This window comes from Chryseobacterium carnipullorum, from assembly GCF_900142785.1.
In the GTDB taxonomy this organism is placed as follows: domain Bacteria; phylum Bacteroidota; class Bacteroidia; order Flavobacteriales; family Weeksellaceae; genus Chryseobacterium; species Chryseobacterium carnipullorum.
This window is the reverse complement of record NZ_FRCD01000019.1, coordinates 1-21551: the sequence shown is the minus strand read 5'-3', so window position 1 is coordinate 21551 and position 21551 is coordinate 1. Positions and strand designations below refer to the sequence as shown.

Below are 21551 nucleotides of genomic sequence, written 5' to 3'. Positions count from 1 at the left end.
AAAGATTGCTTCAGTACCTGTGACTGCACCAATGCTGAAATTTCAGGCGTCAAATTCTGGCTGAAATATTTTTATAAAATTCTTTTTAAGTATATTAAATTGACTGTTACACAGCCCTCTATCGGTAAAAATATGTATTTCCCGGATACAACAATTGGTATAATAGAAAGTTTGTTATGATGCGCTTAATATTGCATTCGCACAGTTAATTCCATCTATTGCGGCAGATAAAATTCCGCCTGCGTAACCGGCACCTTCTGCACAGGGATATAAACCTTTTACCTGAGGATGCTGATAGGTTTCTTTATCCCTTGGGATCTTAACCGGCGATGATGTTCTACTTTCAACACCAACCAAAATGGCTTCATTAGTATAATAACCTCTAATTTTTTTCCCAAACAAGGGCAATGCTGCACGCAAACTATCTGATACAAAATCAGGCAAAATGTTATCAAGCATTGAACTTTTGGTACCTGGGAGATAAGAATTTCGTGGCAGATCGATCGATAATCTATTGTTCACAAAATCGACCATTCTTTGTGCAGGCGCAACCAAATTGCCACCACCAGCCTCGAAGGCTCTCTTTTCGATTTCTGATTGAAAATGTAACATTCTTAGCGGATCGTAACCCTGAACATCCTCTAAGGTAACCTGAACCACTGTTCCGGAATTGGCATAAGGGTTGTTCCGCTTAGATGGCGACCAACCGTTAACCACAATTTCATTTTCACCTGTCGCACATGGCGCAATAATACCTCCCGGGCACATGCAAAAAGAAAATACGCCACGGGTACCAACCTGCTCTACCAAACTATAATTGGCCGGTGGTAAAAATTCTGATCGGATATCGCAATGGTATTGTGCCTTATCAATAGTTTCCTGAGGATGCTCTATCCTTACCCCTAAAGCAAAAGGTTTTGCCTCGATCAGAATATTTTTTTTATTTAACAATTCGTAAACATCTCTTGCCGAATGGCCTGTTGCCAGGATAATATCATCGGCAAATAACTTGTCCTGAAAATTAACTTCTATTCCTTTTACTTTACCAAATTCGATTAAAATATCGGTCATCTGGCTATTGAACATCACTTCACCACCAGCATTTAAGATCGTGTTTTTTATGGAAGTAATAATATGTGGAAGTTTGTTGGTACCGATATGCGGACGGGCATCGATCGTAATATCCGGCTGTGCACCATGGTTTACAAAAACCTGAAGTACTTTATTAATGTCGCCACGCTTATTGGACCGGGTGTATAATTTGCCATCTGAATAAGTACCTGCCCCACCTTCACCGTAACAATAATTAGATTCGGTATTTACCAAACCCTGTTTATTTATGGCAGCTAAATCTCTACGACGTTGCTTTACATCTTTACCGCGTTCGATAATAATGGGTTTTAATCCATTTTCAATACACTGTAAAGCAGCAAATAAACCTGCTGGGCCTGCACCGATAATGATTACGGGTTTTGCCGTACCTACATTAGGGTAATTGACAGTGTAAACTTCCGGAACTGCTTCTTCATCCACAAAAACCTTTACCTGAAGGCGAAAAATGACTTTTCGAGAACGGGCATCTATAGATCTTTTCAGGATTTCAAAGCCTTTTATCCTAGATTCGGATAGTTTTAAGGCTTCAGCCAGTTTTTGGTTGATTAGCTCAGTTTGCTCTACCTCGTGAGGAAGCAATGTGATTTCGATGTTTTTTTGCATATCAAGTCGGGTTTTTATCCCGAACGGTACAAAGATAAACAACTATCAAGAAAAATTGATACTATTTATATGCTTTTATATACTGTTGCATATGCTTAATAAACGCCTTAAAATAATTCATTTATTTGGAAAGCAAACACTTATTGAATATAAGGCCTTAAAGCTGAGAAATACTTTATTGAATTGAACGCCAATATTCTTAAAGAAATCTATTCAGAAAAGCATGCAGACTATGATAATAAGAAATATCAGATTGAAAGTTTTTATGAATACTTAAAAGTGGAGTTTAGGTAGAGAGATACCGCCAAATTATTTGAGGAATACCAATCACGTGAAGTTTAATTGTGAAATTGGAAGTGTGGTATAAGCGTATTTTTTAGTTAAAAACACCTGTACTTATTTATATATCCAAAAATTTTTCAGTCTGTTATAGTTCACAGGGTTTAAGTTATTCTTAAGTAAATGTCATTTCAATTTCATTATGATATAAGTCAGCAAAAAAAAAAGAAGAAAAAAATTGTTGGACAAAATTTTGTGCTTACCTTTGTCTCATCAGATGATAGGATGAATGAAAAATAAAATCATAAGAAAGAGTTTGGCTGAAGAAGTCGCGGGACGTTTAGAGCAGGATATTGTTTCTGGATCTTATCGTGTAGGTGACAAGCTACCGAGCGAGCCTATGTTAATGGAGGAATATGGCGTTGGACGTTCAAGTGTACGTGAAGCAGTTAAAATGCTTGAAAACAAGGGTATTATCAGCGTTCAGCAGGGGGTTGGGATTTTTTTAGCTTCTAAAACCGCGGCGAAGGATCCTTTATCAAAGCAATTGCAACGAGCCAGAACAGCGGACGTGATAGAAGTAAGGGAGCTACTTGAAATGAAAATTGTGGAAAAAGCGGCACTTAACCGTACAGAGGAAGATATTGAAGCGCTAAAGAAGACCCTTAAAAAGAGAAATAAGGCTGCGGATGACAAAGATCTTTTAAAATGGCTGGAGGAAGATATCGCATTTCACGTTCAAATAGCCGAAGCATCCAAAAATGTTATTTTGACAAGTTTATATAAAACCTTTGCCGAACAGCAGCTAAAAAGTTCAATAGAAGAAAGTTACTCACAGGATGTTTCAATGCATAGGCTGACTAAAGTTCACGAAAGTCTACTTGATGCAATCATCCGCAGATCACCTGAGGATGCTATCGCAGGTATCGTAGAAATGCGCAGATTATAATAAAAAAATAGCACCATTAAACTGGTGTTTTTTTAAGCTTTAACTCATCTGATGATATGACGAGAATATGAAAACAACATTTTTATTTCCGGGTCAGGGATCCCAGTCCATTAGAATGCTAAGTTCAATGGATCGAGAAGATCCCATAGTCAATAAGGTATTTGCCGAAGTTGAAAACCAGCTGAAGGTATCCGTGGAATCATTGGATACGGCGGAAAAGCTAAATTCGACAGTGTATGTTCAACTATGCCTGCTTATTTCCGGCGTGATATCCGCAAGGCAACTACTTTCCCAAAAGATAACTCCCGATTATTTAGCGGGGCATTCTATAGGAGCGTTTGCCGCAGCAGTTATCAGTGAAGCCATTTCCTTTACAGATGCTTTGAATTTGGTTCTATTGCGTGCCACGATGATGGAACAGGCGTATCCCGAAGGTTATGGTATGGCCGCGGTTGTCGGTTTTTCTGAATCTAGGTTGTCCTGTCTGCTCGGAGCGCACAACCTGGAAAATGACGCCCTGTATCTGGCTAACAGCAACGCGTATGATCAGCAGGTCGTTGCCGGACAGCTGTCCAGTATCGATAAATTGATCCCTTCACTTCAGCGTAGCGGTGCCAGGAAAGTACAGGTACTTTCAGTTTCTGTGCCCTCTCATTGCCCACTTTTAAACGATGTTTCGGTGGCACTGGAGGAAGCGCTTATGGAAATTAAAGTTAAGGAACCGATATATCCCTGTGTTTCGAACCATACAGGACGGATAGTAAAGAGTGCCGAGCTGCTCAGAAAGGATCTGTACAAGAGTATTTCCGAAAAGGTCAGGTGGTATGAAGGCACCACATTGCTCTATGAATCCGGAGTAAGGCTATTTATAGAAATGGCGCCATCGGGGGTGCTCGCGAAAATTGCCTCTTCGACGTTTCCCGAGGTGAATGTGATCGGTTTCGATGAACAGGACTTAAATACAATAAAGTGGCTCTATGACCACTATAACTCAAATAATTATTAATACTTAAATTAAAGTCAGTATGTCAAGAATATGGACAACAAGACGGGATGAAAAAGCCCGCAGGATTAAAAGTATCGCACATCTTACTCAGAATGCCATACTTAATAAAGAAAATATCATTGAAGCAATGGAAGCACTGATCCAGCCGGGTGATCGTGTTATTCTGGAAGGTGACAATCAGAAACAGGCATCTTTTCTTTCTGAATCACTGTTACAGGTAAATGCTTCCAAGGTGAACAACCTCCACATGATCATGTCGAGCGTTTCCCGTCCGGAGCATTTGGATATCTTCGAAAAAGGTATTGCAAAAAAGATTGATTTTTCATTTTCAGGTCCACAGAGTCTGCGTGTTTCGCAGATGATAGAGGATGGTACTCTGGAAATAGGGGAGATCCATACCTATCTGGAGCTTTATGGCCGTTTATTTATTGATCTAATTCCGAATGTCGCCTTGGTGGCTGCGGATAAGGCAGATAGATTTGGTAACCTGTATACTGGACCAAATACCGAGGAAACTCCCGCCATTGTGGAGGCCACAGCATTTAAAGACGGTATTGTCATCGTCCAGGTAAATGAGATCGTGGATGAACTGCCCCGCATCGATATTCCGGCTTCGTGGGTCGATTTTGTTGTTGAGGCAGATCAACCTTATCAATTAGAAGCGCTCTTTACGCGTGATCCAAAATTGATCAGTGAGCTGCATATTCTCATCGGGATGATGACTATCCGTGGCGTCTACGAGAAACATCAGGTAAAATCACTAAACCACGGTATAGGCTTTAATACAGCTGCTATTGAACTATTGTTGCCCACCTATGCGGAAAGTCTCGGGCTAAAAGGTAAGATCGCAAAAAATTGGGTTTTAAATCCACATCCGACATTGATTCCCGCCATTGAAAGTGGCTGGGTAGATACGGTGCACTGTTTTGGGGGAGAAGTTGGTATGGAGGCATATTGCGCAGCAAGACCAGATGTATTTTTTACGGGTAAAGATGGAAGCCTAAGATCAAACCGTGCCTTCGCACAGGTTGCTGGCCAGTACGCGATAGATATGTTCGTAGGATCAACATTGCAGATGGATATGAGAGCTAATTCTTCAACAGTTGTTTCCGGAAGGCTTGCAGGTTTCGGGGGCGCTCCAAACATGGGACATGATCCTAAAGGAAGAAGACACTCATCGGAAGCTTGGTTGGATCTTATCACATCAGATGATCCGTTGAGTAAAGGTAGAAAACTGGTAGTTCAAACCGTCGAAACATTCCAAAATGGGAATACACCTGTGTTTGTCGAATCACTTGATGCCATTGAAGTTGCGAAACAGGCACATCTTGCTACAGCGCCAGTGATGATTTATGGCGATGACGTTACACACGTTGTAACTGAAGAAGGAGTTGCCTATATCTATAAAGCGGAGGGAGAAGAAGAGCGTAAGCAGGCATTAAGCGCTGTTGCTGGTGTAACATCCGTAGGATCTAAGGCTGACGCGGCAGTTATAAGTTCACTAAGAGAGCGAGGAATTGTGGCATACCCTGAAGATCTAGGTATCCACAGAAATCAGGCGAACAGATCATTGCTTGCTGCAAAAAATGTGAGAGATCTGGTAGAATGGTCAGACGGCCTTTACAATCCACCGGCAAAATTTAAAAACTGGTAAACAATCTAATTTAATAAGAGATGTCATGGTAACTGAAAAAAAACCTATCGATCATTCTATAGATGCAGATGTGCTGGCTGATTTCGCCGTTCAGGCGTTACTTGAGGAAGTAAGGCTTACTCCAAAACCTGGACTCGTGGACTATGATAATAACGGATGTCATTTTGATCTGAATCTTTCTTTAATGGAATTGTCGGCCAATACCCTCCGTAGCACATTTAAAGAGATGGCTCAGGCTGTCCGCACTCAAAGACCTTCACAGCAGGTGAGGGAAATCCTGGCCATGATCGGCAGGGATGGTGAAAGGAAAATGCTGGCCGCAACCGGAAATGTAAATACGCACAAGGGCGCTATATGGACTTTAGGACTGATCACCGGAGCGGCAGCGATGCTACTTTCTGTGAAATACCCCGAAGAAATCACAACGGAATCTATCCTGAATGTCGCCGGTCAGATTGCCGTGTTTCAGGATTGGTATGTTCCAAAAAGTATCACAAATGGTTCGCTGGTGCGTAAAAGGTATTCAGTTAGAAGCGCGAGAGAAGAAGCAGCGATGAAGTTTCCCTCACTTCAAAACGTTGCCTTACCGGCCCTGGCTAATTTTAGTCATGAGCCTCAGCAGATTCAAAGACTGAACGTTCTACTTTCGCTGATGGCCATCACCGATGATACCTGTATCCTTAACCGAAGTGATATGGAAGTTCTGGATAAAATAAAGGCGACGTCAAATAAGATTGTTGAGAATGGTGGAATGGGAAAAGTCCAAAATAGGGCAAGATTTCAGGAGCTTGACAGATTTATTACAGAAAACTGGGTTTCCCCCGGTGGAAGCGCTGACTTATTGGCAGCGGTTATTTATTTAGAAAAAATTACGGATAGTTTAAAAAAATAATATGGAATCATTTTCATTCAAATATCCTGCGACGAAATCTGTCGCAGGGAGAGCCCACACAGGAGTGGTAGGCTCTGGAGATTTAGAAATTTTACTGGAACCGACAGCATCCAATGAAACGGAATTTGTTGTGAGAACTGCTTCTGATGGATTTCAGGAGATCTGGAAGAGAGTTTTTGATCGCTTTGTAGCGTTGAACGATATCAGCGCGAAGATCATTCTGAATGACTTCGGAGCTACACCGGGGGTGGTAAGTCTTCGTCTTTCTCAGGTTTTAGAATTAGCTAACCAAAAAATCAATTAATCATGTTAAAAAATAGTTTTATAGAGTTAAAGGGACGTGAGCGTGCCATAGCTCTTTTGGATAATGGAAGTTTCAGAGAGATTTTAGGACCATTTGACCAGGTGGAATCGCCACATTTGGCCCCACAGGGAATCGTACCCGAAAGTGACGATGGGGTTATCATCGCAAAGGGAACCTTTAAAGGAACTCCTGCGGTTGTACTTTCAATTGAAGGTTTGTTCCAAGGTGGAGGAATCGGCGAGGTATGTGGAACCAAAATTGCGGGATCGCTTGAAAAAGCGTTAGAAGACAACAAGGCAGGAAAGAAGATCATTCCGATCATTATCTTCGATACCGGTGGCGTACGACTTCAGGAAGCGAATTATGGACTGTTGATGATTTCAGAAATCCAGTCAGCAATAGTTGGCCTTCGCGATTACGTACCTGTCATCGGTCTTATTCCCGGTAATGTAGGAAGCTTCGGGGGAATGTCCATCACAGCGGCGTTATGTTCCGATTTGATTATGACCGAAACGGCACGTTTTGGACTGAATGGTCCTGAAGTGATTGAACAGGAGGCGGGAATTTCAGAATTTAACTCCAGGGACAGAGCATTGATCTGGAACACTATTGGTGGAAAAGCCCGTTATGAGATCGGTCTTGTTGACCAACTTGTAGATGATGATATCATGTCCTTCATCACCGCGATCGATACTGCCGTACATAGAGAACATACTGCTCCGCGCACACATCAGGTAGATCGTTTCCTTTCTGTCGCAAACCGTCTGGACATGAACGGTAAAGCTACCAAAGATAAGATTTTAGAACTGCTAAACAATGAGGATTACGAGCTGCCCGAATTTGAAGACGCGAAGACAATCAGCAGGGGAAGAACATGGTTTTCAGCCTTTACTCATAATGCTGAATCGATAAGTGAATATCCTACGGTTCTGGTCGCTGATCGCGAGTTTAACGGTAAACAGACCCGGTTTATCAGTGTGGTTCCAAACGCCAAAAATAGTTTTCCGAGAGCTTTACACGGCGAGGTAGGATTACAGGAAGGATGGGTACTGGCAAAATATGTACGTGAGGCCATCCAGGAAGACGCGGATAAACAGGAAAAAAGAAATATTGTGGCGATTATAGATGTTCCGAGCCAGGCTTACGGATTTAATGAGGAGCTTTTCGGTATCCATTACGCATGTGCCGCAAGCGTGGACGGATATGCGACAGCGAGACTTCGAGGACACTCGGTTACAGGTGTAATTGTCGGAAATGCAATTTCAGGGGCGTTCCTGGCGCACGGGTTACAATCGAGCAGATTGATCGCCTTAAATGACGACTCCATCAACGTACAGGCGATGTCTAAACAATCGGCAGCCCGTATTACCAAACGTACAATCGCGGAGCTGGAGGAAGCAACCAAAAAAGTTCCCGCAATGGCTTACGATATCCACAATTATTACAGTTTGGGCGCGTTGGATGTGCTTGTAGACGTGGCTGACGCTGATCAGCCAACTGCGGAGGATTTCCAAAAAGTGTCTGAAGAATTGATCAAAGCGATAGAAGCCAATGATTTTACACTTGGTCGTAGGCTGACTACACAGCCTGCTGTGGAAAGTGGAAGAAAAAGCTCAATCCTTGTCAGATCTAAAATAAGTGAGCAGTGGAACTAAGACCACATGATATTGTGTCTTTTAAAACTATGGACGACTTTCTTATGGCCAGATCTTTTCCAGAGTGGGAAATTCTCGGCCATAAGGAGGCTATCTATGGAGTTATAAGAAGAGACTTGCGCAGTGATAAAAATCTGATTCCGATCGGACTGCGAGGTGTTGAGCGTGGGCAACGTTGTGGCGGTTGGATAAGAGACGAGGCAATCAAAGAAATTATCACTCCGGAATCGCTTGTCAGTACTCTGAATTGGAAAACCCGCCGAACGGAATTCATTCCAAAAGTAATCACCTCGTTGATCAATGCTACGTCGATCTTTCAGGATACTGGACTGAGATGGGGGCCGACCGGCAGTACGGGATTTGAACTTGCTACGGGCATAAAGTCGATTAAAGATACAAGCGATCTGGATCTAGTTGTCTACGCCGGCGAAGAAATGAGTGTGGAGGCAGCACGCGATTTATTGACGCTGCTTGAAAAGACATCCGCCTGTAGGCTGGATATACAACTTGAAACTCCTAGAGGAGGTATTTCGATGAAGGAGTACGCGACATCACGCAATGTACTGTTGAAGTCGGATGCCGGACCATTCCTTGTACATCGAACAACATTGTGGAACAATCTCAAATAATCTTTAGGAAATGAAATATCAGGTAAAAAAGTTTATCGGAGGATATTTGGCCTCAGTGAGTACAATGGTTCTTGTTTTTGCGCTAAGTTTTATAACTATCATTGCCGACGCAAAGCAGCCAGCTGTGAGCGATACATTACAGCGGCCACTTTTAAAAGTATTGAAGAAGCTGGAGCTATCGGGTACGATCAGAATGCGCTATACTTCGAGTCTTGAAAATAACATTGACGTAAACGGGAAAGAGCACAGCACGGATAAAACGGATGAGTTCACTACAAATGCCTTTACATTACCTCAGGTGAGGCTTGTTCTTTCAGGTAATATTACCGATAAACTGGATGTTTATTTTAGGGCGAACTTTGCGGAATTTGCTCAAAATCCACAGAACAAGGTTCTAGAATATGCCTACGCCACTTATCATTTCAATAAGTCACTGGCCTTGCGGGCTGGATTATTCAGGCCTGAGTTCGGAAGGGAAGATGATATTGCCACTGATTTTTTGCAGTCTTTCGACTACACGAACCAGTACAATGCTTTTGCGGAAAATGGCTGGATGAGCTATCAGTTGGGATTAAGCCTACTGGGTAAGACAAAAGTGGCAAGTATTCCGGTAACCTACTCAATTGGTGTATTTAACGGTAATGGAAGAGAAGGTTTTACGGACAGTGACAATGGAAAGCAGGTTCCAGCCCGTGTTACCGCCGAGGTGATCCCGGGACTTGAACTTGGACTGAACGGAGGTTTTGGAAAGAGCAAGGGTAATAGCGTACAAGCCTGGGGAGTGGATCTGAACTATGAAAAAAAACTCAACGAGAGGTTGTTGCTGGCAATCCTCTCAGAATATAAAGATGGCAGTAACCAAAGTCTGCTTTTTAACCAGAGTAACGCTGACCTGAGGATCAAGGATTATAAAGTTCGTGGAGTTTATCTATTGCCTAGTGTGCAGTACAAAGTTTACGGCGGTTTTGTAAAAGCTGTTGAAGCATCTTTCAAGTATGAATATCTTGATCCAAGTTATGTGCTGAGCGGAAGTAATGTCCGTCAGCAATATGTACCTATGCTGGGCATTGACTTTGCGGAAAAGTATGCTGTCCGCCTGCAGGTAGGAATGGTGATTGACCATTATGGACACAACGTTGAAAACTCCGTTCAGTACAACAGCTCCCGCTTTATCACACAATTACAATTACGTTTTTAAAAATTATTTTTTTATGGATTTGAATAACGATATAGTCCTAGATAAAAATATCCAGAAGAAAGAAAATGCTTTACAGTATTTTCCGGTGGGCTTGTTTGGATCCACGGTCGCACTTGCGGGACTGGGAATCGCTTTCAAACAGTCTGCTGTAATATTTGGCTTGCCTAAAGAGCTTGGAACGATAGTCGCTGTTCTGGGTTGGTGTGTTTTCCTGCTTCTTATCGTATGCTATGGAATCAAATTCGTTCGATATCCCGATAAGGTCAGGGCAGAGCTAAAACATCCGGTACAGGCTAATTTTTTAGGAACCTTTTTTATTTCGGCGGTTTTGCTTGCTGGTCTGGCTGTACCTTATTGTCTACTCCTGGCACAGATCACCTGGCTTGCGGGTGCTCTGGGAGGGCTGGTATATATGTATGTGCTAACCTCTCGTTTATTTAGGGGGGACCTAAACGTTCTGGATGCCGTCCCGCCGACCCTGATACCCGGGCTTACTGTCCTAAATGCTGCAACTACGGGAATTTCAATGGGATTCGGATGGTTTGGAGATGAGATCGACACAATCATGTTTTCGTTGGGGATTGCCTATGTTTTTACATTTTTTGTTATAATCAGCTATCGCCTCGTGCACCGTGCTCCTGTAATCCCTTTTCTTGTGCCGACGCTGCTTCTGATGTCCGCACCTTTTACAGTCAGTTTTATTTGCTATATGACGCGGATTACTTCGATAGATGCCTTTGGAAGCGTACTCTTTTATTTTGGCTTTTTCATCTATGTGGTCCTATTCTTCAATGTTTTCAAAAAAGGACTGAAGTTCATGATATCCTGGTGGGGGGCTTGCTTCTCTACCGGCGCATTGGCAAATGCATCGCTGAAATATGCTTTCATTAGCAAAGATCCAATGGTAAGGGATGTTGCTGGAGCCATGCTGGTATTGCTTGTGTTCCTAATCACGATTACCGCTTACCTTTCCTTACGCAATCTTTTTATCAGACAAAAGCGGTAACGACATTTGATTTAGCTGTAGATGTTTCCGAACAATCAAAATTGACAAGGAGATTGAGATACTTTAGAAAAAGATATATGCTTAAGGAAAATGAAATGGCACTTTTTGTTTATCATTATAAAAACATACCCCAGACAAGAGTAGTGATTGAACAGGCTTTTTCAGAATTTAAAAAAATGAATAGGCTGCAAAAAACCAGGTCAACGGACTTTAAAGGAATAGCCTTTTTACAAAAGATTCAGGAATATATCATCATACTGTACAGAGATACCAAAGTGGGCAAATTATTACCTAATGGCTATCCAAACATTATCTGAATTCGGATTTGCACTCATCTGCATTTCGGAATTACGCTCATGTGTCTTTCGGAATTGCACTCGCTGACGTTAAAAGGATGGTCGGATTTATGTTTTCTATAAGGGATTTTCGGAATTGCACTCATTGAGGAAAGTCTTCCTACATAATTGTGGATAAGTTATCAATTTTTAAAGGACGTTTTCGGATTTGTACTCGTGCATTGCAAGTGCTTTTTCGGAATTGTACTGATCTCTTTTTCGGAATAGCACTGATCTCCTTTTCGGAATTCCACTCACTCAAAAAAGAAGTTTGATAAGCTAATACCAGTCGTTTGCAGTCATTATTAAAAGTGTACTAAAAGATTACAAAGGTTATTTTTTTTATTAAAAGGAAATAACCCTTTAGAAATTGCTTCAAAAACAAAAAAAATGAATTGTCAAGACATTAAGAATAGAGTAGGAATCAGAGTAGTGTTAGAGTCATTCAACCTATTTCCAGTCAAGGAAAATCAAAGAACTGCTTTTTATTTTGCACTTGATAGAGAGGAGAAAGTTCCAAGCCTCGCAGTTAATTTCATGAAAAATACTGCTTTTGATTTCGGAACAGGAAAAAGCTATGATGTAATTTCTATTGTTCAAATCATCAACAGATGCTCAGTATCCGCAGCACTAAGATATCTTTCTCGGTTTGATTTCTCTCTTTTAAATTCTGAAGAGAAGATTGGTAGTGTAGTGAAAAAACAGTATGAGATTATAAAAATTATTGACATCAAGCATCCTGCATTAATTCAGTATTTGCAATCACGGAAGGTGTATGAACAACAGCATCTCGTAGCGGAGATACATTATATGATGAACAATAAGAAATATTTTGGAATTGGTTTTAAAAATAGTTCAGGAGGTTACGAAATTCGAAGTAAGTATTCTAAACTGTGTCTGGGAAAGAAAGACATTACATTGGTCAAAGATCATCGTAATTCTGATAAGGAAATCATTTTGTTCGAAGGCTTTTTTGATTATCTGACCTACAGAGCAATCAACATTTTAAACGATGAAACTGCGGACTATCTCATTTTAAATTCGACAGCAATGTTTTTCAAAGTTGAAAATGAATTATTTGACTACAATAAAATTTTTCTTTTTCTGGATAATGACGATAATGGTAAGAAAGTCAAACTAATGGTACAAAAAAAATATAAAAATGTTGAAGATTGCTCCATATTATACACCGATTATAAAGATACAAATGAATGGTACTGTAACTTAGAAATCAAATTATAAAAAATTACGTAGGTGTTCAAACATGCCTCAAATAGAATTTTTAATTTCTTCATAGAATATAAAGGTAGTATTTTGAGATTTTTATAGATGTGAATTTTAAAATCTAATTTTTTAATAAACTTTCTCAAAATCTCGTATCATTAAACAAAGTTTCATAAATTTACAAGAGATGAGTTTAATGTAACAAATTATGAAAATTGGATATGCACGGGTTTCAACCAAAGACCAAAATTTGGATTTACAAATTGAAGCTTTAGAAAAAGCAGGTTGTGAGAAAATCTATCAAGAGAAAATTTCTGGTGCAACAAAAAATCGTCCCGAACTTGATAAGATGATAGAACAGTTCAGAGAAGGTGACGAACTTTATGTTTGGAGATTGGACAGATTGGGAAGAAGTTTAAAACATATTATTGATATGGTCTTAAGCTTAAATGAAAAAGGAATCATTATAAAAGGTCTTGTGGATGGTGTAGATACTTCTACGATTAACGGACGACTATTTTTGAATCTCATGGCTTCATTAGCTGAATATGAAAGAGAATTAATAAGAGAAAGAACCAATGCTGGATTACAGTCTGCAAGAGCAAGAGGTAGAACGGGAGGAAGGCCAAAAGGTTACACTGCGGAAACAATATCCAAACTGCTAATTTTGCGCTCTATTTATAAAGATCCGACAATGCGTCCTGAAGATATTTATAAACCATTCGGATTGACTCGGGCTACATTTTATCGATATGCCAAGATTCTTGATCATCATACAGATGCAGAAATAAAGAATATGGGAATTAAGAAATAGAATCATCTTATTCAAAAAAAATTACCTTCAGTTAACACCAGAAGTGGAATTTGCAATTTATTTTTTAATTTATGGTAACCCACAATTGTTAACAGATTATAATAATTATCTTTGGTTATGTTACATAAACTGAAAAAAGATAAAAGCATGTGGTTTATCGCATATCCAGTCGAATTTGGGTCGATATGCGCTATAATATAGCGCGTATATACAAGTTAGCGGTCAGGCTACAACGACCGTACTAAAACAAAAACGAACAGACAGTATTTATGGACTTCAACAACATTGACGAAATTAAAAAAGCGGGATTTATAGGCTTCAAAAAAATGAGCGAACTTTTCGTTGACAGTTCATCTATTCCGAAAATCAAAGGCGTTTATCTTGTTTTAAATCCAAACTTTAAAAAAGCAGAATATTTACAAATTGGAACAGGTGGACATTTCAAAGGCAAAAATCCAAATGTTTTGATTGACGAACTAAAATCAAATTGGGTTGAAAATTCTCTTGTTGTTTATATCGGAAAGGCAGGAAGCGAAACAAGCAAAGCAACTCTTAACTCTCGACTAAAACAATATTTTGGTTTTGGTCAAGGGAAAAATATTGGACATTGGGGTGGAAGATTAATTTGGCAATTAAAAAATAGCAGTGATTTAATTGTTTGTTGGAAGCCACTACTAAATGACGACCCAAGAACATTTGAAAATACATTAATCAAAAAGTTTGTTTCAGAATTTTCTAAACGACCTTTTGCAAATCTTGCTGACTAATGAACCCAAGACAATTTGAAGAATTTGTTTGTGAACATTTTCGCCAACAAGGATATAAAACAGAACTTACTGCTTACAGCAACGATTATGGAATTGATGGCTTCGCTATTAAAGGAAAGCAAAAAATTGCTATACAATCGAAAATGTACGGACATACAACAAGGAAAATTAACCGACAAATGGTAATGGAACTTCACGGAGCTAAAGATTTTTTTGATTGCACTAAAGCAGTTATCGCAACAGACGGAATTTTTCTTCAAGACGCATTGGTTGTTGCTGAAAAATTGAAAATCGAAATTCTGTATTTAAATGAAAATCAGAAAAGTACTTATAAAAGTATAACTACAACAAAAAACAATAACAATAATACATTTGAGCAAATTTGGGAAGACTACATCATTCCACTTCAGGGCAAAACATTGACAAGAAAAAGTGGAGAAACAAATCAAATAATTAAAGCAGATTGGAGCGGAATAGAACGAAAAACTTCAAATGGAAATAATGGAAAAATTAAAATAGAAATATTTAAGCAAGCTGTAAATAGGCTTTTGACAGATGGTTCAATATCTCGTGACTACATTAATCAAAACTATGTCGGACGAGCATCTTCGGGAATAATTTTAGTATTATCACAAGTACCGTTTTTCAAATTGACTGAAAAACCAACCGGATTGAAATATGAAAAGTAGTAACCGCAAAAGCCCGAACCGCTAACAAGGGTTTTGCAATAGTGGGGCGAAACTGCAAAGTTCAACGGTAGTTCTTCGGTTCAACATTTGTGCAAAATTGAAGATTTGTACTTCGATTGCCCCACCATCGCAAAGCCCCGAAACGTTAGCTGATAGTGTTTTGAACAGAACGTAAAAAAGAAAAATGACGAAAAACGACAGACATAAAGACGCTGAAATATTTGCCGAAATTTTAAGAAAAACAAAACTTCCGAACGAAATTACTATTGGAAAATTCATTCTAAAAGGTACAAAAGGTGTAAAACATAAAATCCAATATAATCAAGATGGATTTGAAAGCCTACAAAACGAACACGAATACACTTTTCCTATTTTAGATGGAGATTTGCAAGTTTCATTGCAACTTTACGAAAACACCAGTGATTTTTATCGATTATTTTGTTACACGAAAATCAATGGAAAAGAAGGAATGACTTTCTCTGTAAACTTAACAACAGAAAAAGAAAGTGATAACGTAATTTATCTAACTCAAAAAATAAAATTTTCAGAACAATATAAAGGAAGTGAAAAATTAGCTCAAGCTCATAGAAGACAAAAACAAATCGTGTTTTGCGAACAACTTAAAAAACTTGGATTTGACGTAACTGACAATAACGATATCGTTTTAGGAATATTTGACCCAACCAAAAAGCAACTTGTAAACACATCGTTAGAAAAATTTTTGAATGATTTTATTGTGGTTTCAATTTTAAAAGGTCATTTTCAAGGCAATAAAGGTTATCAACTTGAAATATTGCCAACTTATAATAAATTAGATTACATTTTTACAGGTAAAGATGACGAAATAGAAAATTTACCGCTGAAAGTAATTGAAAACAAAACTAAACGAAATATTCCTTTAGGAATGCGTTACAAAGTATTTAAAAAAGACAATTTTAAATGTGTAGCTTGTGGAAAAAACGCAAATGATGGAGCTAAACTTCACGTTGACCATAAAATTCCATTTTCACTTGGAGGTTTAACCGAATTAAATAATTTACAAACTTTATGCAGTGAATGTAACTTAAGTAAAAGTAACAAACATATTGATTAATAACAACACCATCAGCTGACAGTCCTAAATCTTCCAATTTTGAACCTAATTTGTTTAAAACATCGGCGACTTCGTATTGAGGTTGAGATTGAGGTTGAACTGACTGTTTTTTTGAGGTTTTTAAACCGCTCATTTTTTCCCAAATTCTGAAAAAAGGGTATCGAGCGGTGAAAAGAGTTTTTGTGTGGAAAGCTGGGCAATTTGAAGATAAACCAGCGTCGTATCAATACTTTCGTGACCGAGAAGATTTTTGATGCTCAAAATATCCATCCCATCTTCCAGAAGATGCGTCGCAAAACTGTGACGAAGCGTATGAACACTAACTTCTTTCAAGATTTTTGCTGCTCTTGATGCCTGTTTTACCGCCCACTGAACGCCTCTTTGTGAGTAGCGGGAATCGAATTCACCTCCCGCTCTTCCTTCTCGTGGCATTCCAAAGAGATAATTTTCTGGTTTTTCCGCTTCGATATACTTTTTGAGCCCACGAATCAAATGCTCGGAAAGTGGTAAATAGCGGTCTTTTTTTCCTTTTCCCTGAACCACTTTCAACTGTTTTCTGTCAAAATCTAAGTCGCATAAACGGAGATTTCGAACTTCCATACATCGCAATCCGCAGCCGTAAAGAATGCCGATCAAGATTTTATGTTTTAAAAGTTTACAGCCGGACAACATCTGCCAAACCTCCTGTTTACTAAGCACTACAGGCAGTTTTTTCTCTTTTTTAATTTCCGGAAGACTCAAAAAATCATAGCTTAAACCTTCCGATTTTAGCAGAAACCGAAGCCCGTAAACGGTGTGTTTGAAGTACGATTGCGAAGGCGATTTAGATTTTTTTTGAAGGTAAAAGAGGTAATCGTGAATTTGCTCGGGATCCAATTCTGTAGGAATTTTTCCGAAATGTAGCGACACCGCAGCGACGTGTCTGGAGTAATTTTGAAAAGTACTTTGGCTTCTTCCCAACACCGAAACCGTACGTTCAAACCTATGCAAAAGCTCCGCAAATCCCGGAACTTCGCGCTTTGCCTGATTGATGATTTTGTTTTCTCTAAGCGCTTCTAAACTCTTTTTTTTGTTGCCATTTTACTGATTTTTAATTAGTTTTACAAAGTAACTAAATATAGCGCTGAGAAAGCTACCGAAGGTTTAGTTCAACATTGTATTGGCAAAATGCGGGGTGAAGTTTTTAATTGAACTTTTTGCAATATTTCTCCGCCTCTGCTTTTTTATTCCACAAAAAAAAAGTAATTTAGTGTAAGAAAAAAACATCGGCTACGTTCAGCCTAAATTGAACTTTTGGTTCCATTTAGCCCGCACTTCGCCAATACTTCTTCCGTTAGCTGCAACCGCTCCAAAAAACACGCATAACTGAATGAAAACAAAAATTAATTGGTATAAAATTGCTTTATTCACAACGCTGACTTATTGTTTAAGTTGGTTTGTTTCGTTCTTATTGAGCATAAATAATTTGGATTTGAGTCAAATCAAAACTGCAATTTTTGTAGCCGTTTTTTATATGTCAATGCCAGCAATTTCGGCCGTAATCGTTCAAAAATTAATTTACAAACAAAGTCTAAAATTATTTGGTTGGACTTTTCCCAAAAAAAACATTAAATATTATTTGCTTCTACCAATAATTCTCGTTTCAATCATATTGTTGACTACCTTGATTATTTATATTTTAGGAAACCAAAATGTTATTCCGAATTTTGGAAAACTAAACTTTTCGAGTGAAAATATCGTTCAATTTCTCCAAGAAACACTAACTAAAAAAGGCAAAAATATTGACCTTTCAAAAACTCCAATTTCCAAAATTCCTCCTATTTTATTTTTCATTTTATTATTAGTGCAAGGAATTGTAGTTGGCGGAATTTTTAATGTTCCTGCAACATTTGGAGAAGAATTTGGTTGGAGAGGAATTTTGTTCCACGAAACAAAAAAAATGGGATTTTGGAAATCGAGCATTTTGATTGGGATAATTTGGGGAATTTGGCACTTCCCATTAATTTTCATTGGTTTGAATTATCCCGAAAATCACAAAATTGGATTGTTGCTGATGACTTTATTTACTATTTCGTTAAGTCCAATTTTTTCGTATATAAGATTGAAAACAAATTCAATTTTAGGTCCTTCAATGCTTCACGGAATGATAAACGGATCTGCTGGAATTTTTGCGATTTTTGTTGCAAATCAAAATGAGTTATACAGTTCTATAAGTGGTTTAGCAGGAATTTTAGGTGGAACAATTATTAGTGTTTCGATTTATTTGTTGGACAAGAAAAATATTCAAAAATTTTATTCAGAAAAATAACGCGGCTGCAGCTAATAACCAGAGTTTCGTTGGGCTCGAAGAGCCAACAATGAAACTCCTGTTGAACCCTTCGGCTAGCTCAGGGCAGGCTCGCTTTGGGAGCTTTTTCAACACTATGGGTTTATCGTAAAGTTTTTAGAAAATATTTCAAGAGAACAGGACGTTCTCTTTTTTTTTTGCCATTGTATTGAATTTTAATTAGTTTTACAAATTAACTAAATATGGCGCTGAGAAAGCTACCGAAGGTTTAGTTCAACATAGTATTTGCAAAAGGCGGGGTTGAAGGAATAATAGAATTATTTGTTGCATTTAGTCGCAACTGCTTTTTCGTTCCACAATTTTTTTGTAGTTTAGTTCCACGAAAAAAGCATTCGCTTCGGTTGGTCGAAATTGAACTTTTCGTCCAATTTAGCCCGCCCTTCGCCATTACTTTTTCCGTTATCTGCAACCTTATATCGCTTATGGAAAAACAATTTATAGATATTTTTAAAGAATTTTTATTATCAAAAGGTTATCCTGAAAATAGTCTATTGTTTGAATTCAAATCCTCTAAAATTCACTCAAAATTCAGACCTGATTTATTAGTTATTGATACAGAAAATGACAATTTTTTATGTTTATTTGAATTTAAATCTTCAACTTCGGAAAAAAGTGATTTAATTAATGAAATAAACTATTATCAAGATGATTTTCTATCAAATTTACAAGAAGATATACCTGTTTATTTAGTTTTAAGTTTTGGATTTGGAAAAGATTTTCAAATTTTCGAATTGACAGACGGGGCCCTAAAACTAATTCCAGATGATGAATTCCCAAGATATGAAACCCTTGTATCACAGCAAAAAACTGAAGAAAAAATTGAAAAAGAAAGAATCCAAAAATATAAAATTGGAGAATTAAAAGAAAGAAAAAAAAGAGTGTGGTTAAGCTCAATGCTTTCCATTTTAAGTCTTGTCGTTGGAATAATTACTGTGGTTTACTCACTAAATTTGAATAAAAAAACAAACAACTCCTCAACTTTTTCATCATCTTGCAATTGTGATTCGATTAAAACTGAAATAAAAAATTTGAAAAAATTAATAAATCAAATTGACAAAAAAACAAATCAAAATGTAAGTTCGTCCAAGAATAACCCTGTAAATTCGGATATAGCAGATTTAACAAATAGAATAGAAGTTATTGAAAAAGGAATTTCAGACAATCCTGAAAAAACACTTTCGTTACTTAATATGAATAACGACATTTCTCAATTAGAAAAAAGTGATGAATCTATAAGGGAAATCAACAAAACAGAAATAGAATCTTTAAAAAATGAAATGGAAAATCAAAACTCTTGGATCTCAGGATTACTAATTACAATTTTTGGCCTTGTTTTAAGTTTTGCAGTTCCAAATCTTTTGGCAAATATTAAAGAAAATAAATAAAACTAAAAAGGCTGCATACAATAATAACCAGAGTTTCGTTGGGCTCGAAGAGCCAACAATGAAACTCCTGTTGAACGGAAGCTTTGGGAGCTTTTTCAACACTATGGATTTATCGTAAAGTTTTTAGAAAATATTTCAAGAGAACAGGTTGTTCTCTTTTTTTTGTTGCCATTTTGCTGATTTTTAATTAGTTTTACAAAGTAACTAAATATGGCGCTGAGAAAGCTACCGAAGGTTTAGTTCAACAGGGTTTTGTGTCAGGCAGCTGAAGTCCAAAACTCAACAGAAGTTTTTCAATTGATCATCAGTAATAAAATTAGCTTTTGTGCTTCGATTTCCCGATTGAACGCAAAGCCCGTTCTAAATTAATTTCAACAAACGATCCAAGATACATAAGCCGAACTATTATACTAAAGACTGGTTTGCTTCAAATATAATGATTCGGTACATTTGATAGTAAAATAATTATATGTTTAAACAGAGTTTTAATCATGAACCCCTTATTGATGACAAAATCTATATAAAATATGACTCTGTTGAATGTCATCAGAGTATAGAATTAGACAATTGTATTGTACCAGAACCTGATGCAGATACAGGTGTTAATGAATTTTATAATGGATATGAAGAATTTAAAACAAAGTGCTCAAATTGTAATAAAAAATACACAATATTGATCATAGTTGAAGAATTTGATTCATTTATTAAAATAGAAGAACTACCAGAAAATTGGGAAGTAGATATTTTAGATTTTAAAAATTCAGATTTTTTCGTAAAATCACAAATTGAAACATTTTTATATGATACTGATGCAATGAAATTATTTAGAAATGAAATTCAAAAATTGAAGGATTTATTGCAAATTAAAATTGATAAAATATCATTACATAAAACTTTTCTCAGGCATATATATGCGGGCACTATAACATGTACGGAAGATTATTTATCAACTATATTAATACAAGAAGTTTTAAGCAAAGATCATTCATTTAGAAAGTTTATTGAAACAGACCCCTCTTTTCAGAAACAGTCCTTTAGTTTATCTAGTATTTATTTTAAACTCGATGGATTGAAAAATATTGTTGAACAAAGATTACTTTCAATAATGTATCATAATGTTGTAAATGTAAGTGATATCTATAATAGAATTTTTGGTTTTAAATTTGAAGAGATGGGTCAAATCATTAAAATAGTTTCAAATCGTCATGATATGGTGCATAGGAATGGAAAAAATAGATACGGTGAGGAGATTAAGATTTCTAATGCTTCTGTATTAGAAGTTATACATGAGGTTGAAAATTTCATTAGTAAAATCGATAATTCTATAACATTGCAATAATATATAAATAGATTTTAGATATAGATTTTAGGGCTAAAATGATATTTTAAGCTGGATTAATAATGTCAAAATAATCTCAAAAAACGATTATTTTTATTTTTCAATTAATAATGAATTAATTTCTTAGTTTTATAGCATTAAATTGATGCTGGAAAATACAAAACTGTGACTTCCTAGAAATCAAAATTATTAAATTTAAGATAAACAAACATAACTATGAGAAGACAAATCTATTTAGCAGCTCTTTTTGCTATACCTTTTTTTGGGAAT

20 protein-coding genes and 1 pseudogene are annotated in these 21551 nt (G+C 37.4%); 18 read left to right on the top strand and 3 right to left on the bottom strand.

Features of this window, described 5'->3' with window-relative positions; genetic code table 11:
- Positions 1–174: 174 nt before the first annotated feature.
- Positions 175–1716 (bottom strand): NAD(P)/FAD-dependent oxidoreductase, encoded by a 1542-nt coding sequence (locus BUC06_RS19175; protein ID WP_073335611.1) that lies wholly within the window; start codon positions 1714–1716, stop codon positions 175–177.
- Positions 1717–2284: 568 nt separating this feature from the next.
- On the opposite strand from BUC06_RS19175, the gene BUC06_RS19165 reads away from it, so the two are divergent.
- The 15 genes from BUC06_RS19165 (at position 2285) to BUC06_RS24195 (ending at position 16210) form a co-directional block, all read left to right on the top strand.
- Positions 2285–2944: a FadR/GntR family transcriptional regulator gene (locus tag BUC06_RS19165; RefSeq protein WP_073335609.1), complete on the top strand. Its 660-nt coding sequence runs from the start codon at positions 2285–2287 to the stop codon at positions 2942–2944.
- A 67-nt stretch (positions 2945–3011) separates the two neighbouring features.
- Positions 3012–3950, top strand: coding sequence for an ACP S-malonyltransferase (locus BUC06_RS19160; RefSeq protein WP_073335608.1), 939 nt, complete (start codon positions 3012–3014; stop codon positions 3948–3950).
- Positions 3951–3969: 19 nt separating this feature from the next.
- Entirely contained in the window at positions 3970–5604 is a 1635-nt protein-coding gene (gene mdcA / locus BUC06_RS19155) for a malonate decarboxylase subunit alpha (protein ID WP_073335607.1), read from the top strand.
- A 25-nt stretch (positions 5605–5629) separates the two neighbouring features.
- Complete coding sequence (locus BUC06_RS19150) at positions 5630–6496, top strand: triphosphoribosyl-dephospho-CoA synthase (protein WP_073335606.1); 867 nt, start codon at positions 5630–5632, stop codon at positions 6494–6496.
- Position 6497: 1 nt separating this feature from the next.
- Positions 6498–6800 (top strand): malonate decarboxylase subunit delta, encoded by a 303-nt coding sequence (locus BUC06_RS19145; RefSeq protein WP_073335605.1) that lies wholly within the window; start codon positions 6498–6500, stop codon positions 6798–6800.
- Positions 6801–6802: 2 nt separating this feature from the next.
- Entirely contained in the window at positions 6803–8455 is a 1653-nt protein-coding gene (locus BUC06_RS19140; RefSeq protein ID WP_073335604.1) for a biotin-independent malonate decarboxylase subunit beta, read from the top strand.
- Positions 8446–9084: a malonate decarboxylase holo-ACP synthase gene (locus BUC06_RS19135; RefSeq protein WP_073335603.1), complete on the top strand. Its 639-nt coding sequence runs from the start codon at positions 8446–8448 to the stop codon at positions 9082–9084. Before BUC06_RS19140 ends, BUC06_RS19135 begins: the two co-directional genes overlap by 10 nt.
- Positions 9085–9094: 10 nt before the next feature.
- On the top strand, positions 9095–10282 hold the full coding sequence (locus BUC06_RS19130) for a porin (RefSeq protein WP_073335602.1): 1188 nt from the start codon (positions 9095–9097) through the stop codon (positions 10280–10282).
- Positions 10283–10295: 13 nt separating this feature from the next.
- Positions 10296–11288, top strand: a complete 993-nt coding sequence (locus BUC06_RS19125; protein ID WP_073335601.1) for an SLAC1 family transporter — start codon at positions 10296–10298, stop codon at positions 11286–11288.
- A gap of 77 nt (positions 11289–11365) precedes the next feature.
- On the top strand, positions 11366–11605 hold the full coding sequence (locus BUC06_RS19120) for a hypothetical protein (protein ID WP_073335600.1): 240 nt from the start codon (positions 11366–11368) through the stop codon (positions 11603–11605).
- A gap of 408 nt (positions 11606–12013) precedes the next feature.
- Positions 12014–12865, top strand: a complete 852-nt coding sequence (locus tag BUC06_RS19115; RefSeq protein WP_073335599.1) for a toprim domain-containing protein — start codon at positions 12014–12016, stop codon at positions 12863–12865.
- A gap of 190 nt (positions 12866–13055) precedes the next feature.
- Entirely contained in the window at positions 13056–13661 is a 606-nt protein-coding gene (locus BUC06_RS19110) for a recombinase family protein (protein ID WP_073335598.1), read from the top strand.
- A 269-nt stretch (positions 13662–13930) separates the two neighbouring features.
- Positions 13931–14428, top strand: a complete 498-nt coding sequence (locus BUC06_RS19105; RefSeq protein ID WP_073335597.1) for a hypothetical protein — start codon at positions 13931–13933, stop codon at positions 14426–14428.
- Positions 14428–15117 (top strand): restriction endonuclease, encoded by a 690-nt coding sequence (locus BUC06_RS19100; RefSeq protein WP_073335596.1) that lies wholly within the window; start codon positions 14428–14430, stop codon positions 15115–15117. The genes BUC06_RS19105 and BUC06_RS19100 overlap by 1 nt, the downstream gene beginning before the upstream one ends.
- 184 nt (positions 15118–15301) lie before the next feature.
- Positions 15302–16210, top strand: a complete 909-nt coding sequence (locus BUC06_RS24195) for an HNH endonuclease (RefSeq protein ID WP_228423843.1) — start codon at positions 15302–15304, stop codon at positions 16208–16210.
- A gap of 13 nt (positions 16211–16223) precedes the next feature.
- On the opposite strand, the pseudogene BUC06_RS23640 reads toward BUC06_RS24195, so the two are convergent.
- Both BUC06_RS23640 and BUC06_RS19090 read right to left on the bottom strand, forming a co-directional pair.
- Positions 16224–16343 (bottom strand): annotated as a pseudogene (locus BUC06_RS23640) (IS91 family transposase); the annotation flags it as partial.
- A complete protein-coding gene (locus BUC06_RS19090; RefSeq protein ID WP_317041437.1) occupies positions 16340–17173 on the bottom strand; it encodes a tyrosine-type recombinase/integrase in 834 nt (277 codons plus the stop codon). The gene BUC06_RS19090 and the pseudogene BUC06_RS23640, both read right to left, overlap by 4 nt.
- Positions 17174–17579: 406 nt before the next feature.
- On the opposite strand from BUC06_RS19090, the gene BUC06_RS19085 reads away from it, so the two are divergent.
- The 3 genes from BUC06_RS19085 (at position 17580) to BUC06_RS19075 (ending at position 21281) form a co-directional block, all read left to right on the top strand.
- The gene (locus BUC06_RS19085) at positions 17580–18518 is read left to right on the top strand and encodes a CPBP family intramembrane glutamic endopeptidase (protein WP_083564129.1); all 939 of its coding nucleotides are present in this window, start codon (positions 17580–17582) and stop codon (positions 18516–18518) included.
- Between the two features lie 461 nt (positions 18519–18979).
- Positions 18980–19942, top strand: a complete 963-nt coding sequence (locus BUC06_RS19080; protein ID WP_073335593.1) for a hypothetical protein — start codon at positions 18980–18982, stop codon at positions 19940–19942.
- Between the two features lie 469 nt (positions 19943–20411).
- On the top strand, positions 20412–21281 hold the full coding sequence (locus BUC06_RS19075; protein WP_073335592.1) for a hypothetical protein: 870 nt from the start codon (positions 20412–20414) through the stop codon (positions 21279–21281).
- The last annotated feature ends 270 nt before the right edge of the window (positions 21282–21551 follow it).